General features: G+C 68.7%; 1 protein-coding gene. It reads left to right on the forward strand.

The window, feature by feature from the left end:
- Window positions 1–518: biotin/lipoyl-containing protein (locus AAFM92_16990; GenBank protein MEL7302052.1), on the forward strand; the 518-nt coding region annotated here is incomplete at both ends.

The raw sequence follows: 518 nt of genomic DNA on the forward strand, positions 1-518 counted from the left end.
CGCCCGAACGGGAGCGACGAGGCCGCCCCCGCAGCGTCAGTCGGTGCCGCCATAGACGTCATGGTCCCCACCTTGGGCGAATCCGTGACAGAGGCCACCGTCTCCACCTGGTTCAAGGCCGAAGGCGACAGCGTGGCGGCCGACGAAATGCTCTGCGAGCTGGAAACCGACAAGGTTTCCGTCGAAGTGCCCGCCCCTGCCGCCGGCACCCTGACCAAAATCCTCGCCAAAGAAGGCGACACCGTCCAGGCTGCCGGCAAGCTCGCCGAAATGGGCACCAGTGGCGGCGCTGCGGCGACCAAAACCGCAGACCCGGCCCCAGCCCCAGCGGCGGCGTCCGGCAGCACAGCCAAAGACATCGGACACGCCCCCTCAGCGCAAAAAGCCATGGCGGAAAAGGGCCTCTCACCGGATCAGGTGACAGGCACAGGCCGCGACGGCCGCATCATGAAAGAGGACGTGGCCAAAGCCGCCGCAGCGGCCGCAGCCACCCCGGCACCAGCGGCCGCCCCTGCTCA

The organism is Pseudomonadota bacterium, assembly GCA_038533575.1.
Taxonomy (GTDB): domain Bacteria; phylum Pseudomonadota; class Alphaproteobacteria; order Rhodobacterales; family Rhodobacteraceae; genus Shimia_B.